1 protein-coding gene and 2 pseudogenes are annotated in these 2,582 nt (G+C 56.6%); all 3 read right to left on the minus strand.

Annotated features, from left to right (window positions below):
* Positions 1-1,541: pseudogene (locus WNZ15_RS26240) on the minus strand (hypothetical protein); the annotation flags it as partial.
* Between the two features lie 244 nt (positions 1,542-1,785).
* Positions 1,786-2,184, minus strand: a complete 399-nt coding sequence (locus tag WNZ15_RS26245; RefSeq protein ID WP_342896002.1) for a hypothetical protein — start codon at positions 2,182-2,184, stop codon at positions 1,786-1,788.
* A gap of 274 nt (positions 2,185-2,458) precedes the next feature.
* Positions 2,459-2,582, minus strand: a pseudogene (locus tag WNZ15_RS26250) (IS3 family transposase); the annotation flags it as partial.

Below are 2,582 nucleotides of genomic sequence, written 5' to 3' on the forward strand. Positions count from 1 at the left end.
TCCGAGGCCAGCAGCATGTCGCCGACCGTGCCGGTGGTGCCGTCGCTGCGGGTGAAGGTCGTCTTGCCGGTGATCACCGAGCCGTCGCTGAGCTCAATGTTGCTCGCATCCGCCGTCAGGTCGATCTCGGTGATGCCGAGCTCGGCCAGGGTCTTCGACGTGGTCGACCCGTCCGGCAGGGTGACTATCACCTTGAACTTGCCGAAGTCGGCATCGCCGGCGTTCAGAACGCCGTCGCCATTGGAGTCGAACACCGACGCTAGCGCTTCCAGATCGCTGGTCGCCGTCGGGTCCCATTCGGTGAAGACGAACTGGCGCTTTTCCGTGATCTCGTTGCGCTCGTCCGGGTCGAAATACAAAACCCCGTCGCCTTCGCCCGCCCAGGCCGTGCGATGCAGAAAGCCGTCGCCGCCGGTGTCGAGAAAGACGGTGGAGCGGTCCAGCGCGGTGACTTCGAGGCCGTCGCCGTCCAGATCGAGCAGGACGGGTGAACAATAGCATACGCTGGGATCGGGGCCTCCCCTGGTTCCGTCCCCTTGGTCACCGCCGCGCGTGGCACCTTGGTTGCCACCGGTCTGCTGTGTATTGCCTCCATTTTGTTGGCTTGTTCCGCCCGCGTCTCGATCGCCGTAGCTGCTGCTGTGCTGACCATCCGGGTTCGCGCTGCCACCGCTGTAATTGTTGTTACCGGGGTTGTTGCTGCTGTCGCCACGTGTTCCGTCTCCCAAGGACCCGCCGCGTGTCGCGCCTTCATTTCCACCTGACTGACCTCTTACAGCCGAATAACTTCTGCCACCTGCGTCTTGATCTCCATATGTGCTGCTGCTGCCTGAAATCGATTGGGCAGACTTGGCTGCGCTGGTGTTCTGGGCGGCGGCTGAGGCTGCAGGTGTGCTGCCTGCGTCCGGGTTGCCATAGGAACTGCCACCGTCGCTTTTGCCGGCATAGTGGGGCGTAGGCAGGTCGACAACGGTTTCAGGGCCGTTTACGTCTGTCGCGGATTTGCGCTGCGCGGCTAGCTCTTCCTGTTTTTTGGCCTGCAGTCCAGCATAGAAATCCCAGCCCCCCTGATCGCCCAAAACATCTAGTGCGTTGGTTTCAAACCCTTGCTGTACCGGGCCAAATTGCCCGGGCGCACGCATCGAAGATACCGAACCACTAGGAAGCGTTGGAACTGATGTGGGTGGAGAAATTGGATCGCCAACTGCTGTATAGGAGCCCCCAAGTCCAAATCCCAATCCTAGACTAGCTCTAGCGACGGTTGCTCCGTTCGTGCCCACTGAAATTCCAGGACCAAGCCCGAGAACAGCATCAAGATCTGCGCCGAAACCTTCGATTTCTTCTGGTGTGTAATTTGATTTGATGCGTGAGGCCCACAAACCGAAGGTCCAGCTCGTTTTAGGCAAAGGGACACCACCAACCCCAACTCCTCCCGAGTTAAGAGGATAAGTCTCGACTTCATAGTACAGCTCGCCTGTCGTGAAGGAAAAGGGACCAACACCACCAGTAATAGACCAGCCAGTTGTCTTTGAACTACCCATATCTTTACGCCCCACAAACAAACAAAATTACACTTTGAGCAGAAAAAACTCCAATGAGAGGGTAGGCAATCAGAAATATGAAGAAAAAAACAAATTTCGGATCTCTTGTCGAAAATACTAAGTATATATTTATCATTAGTTTTGGCTTCTTGTAGAAAAAAAATGCAGATACCATGAAGTATAACCCAAAATAAAGAGCGTGTATCCACCATTCACAACTTTCAAAATTCATTTTTATCTACTCTTAATTCCTGGAAACTTGTTTTTTTGCGCGCAACGCATAAGAGCGATAGATCCCTTCCTCGGTGAGCGGTTCATCCGCCCCCGGCACAGCAAAGATCAGCTCGAACCGCTCCGGCTGCGTCACGGCCTTGTCAAAGATCGCCCGGGCCTTGTCTTCGGAAAACGGAATGCCCCGGAACACCGTGTGCCGATGCGCCCCACGCGCCAGATGGATGCCGGCCCGGCAATCGGTTTCCGAGCCATCCGCCAGCCGAAGTTTCACGCTGGTTCGTTTCGGCGGGGCTAAAACGGAAGTCTTCCCGAATGCCGCAGCTTTCGCCTGAACAGGAACCTGCCCGGCCTGTGCTTGCGCGACGGGCCTACCCATCGCCTCATCGGAGAGATCGCTGTCGTCACTCACACTATCGCCCCCATTCAGCACCGCCACGCATCTTCCGCTATAGCGTCTCAACCGGAGCCTTCTCCCCGGTCGTTTTAATCCCCACACCCCGGGCGCCTCTTCCCGGGTCCGGGCGAGACATTAACGAATTGGTAATCCTTGACAAGTGTCCAGGTTTCACTTTCCGGTTGCGCTGATGGCGTTACGCCGCGGTGTCAAAGGGCTGCGATTATTGCAAAATGTCATACGCCTGGCGTGTGCACACGCCGCCGCTATTTGAATAGCCCCGCGTTTTCTAGACGCCTTCGGCTTTCATTTTCTGCCGCCGTTCGAACTCGACGTGTGACAGCATGCCGTTCCTGGCGTGCTTCCGCGTCGGATTGTAGAACATCTCGATGTAGTCGAACACATCCTGCCTG

The organism is Roseibium sp. AS2 (assembly GCF_038900065.1).
GTDB lineage: Bacteria > Pseudomonadota > Alphaproteobacteria > Rhizobiales > Stappiaceae > Roseibium.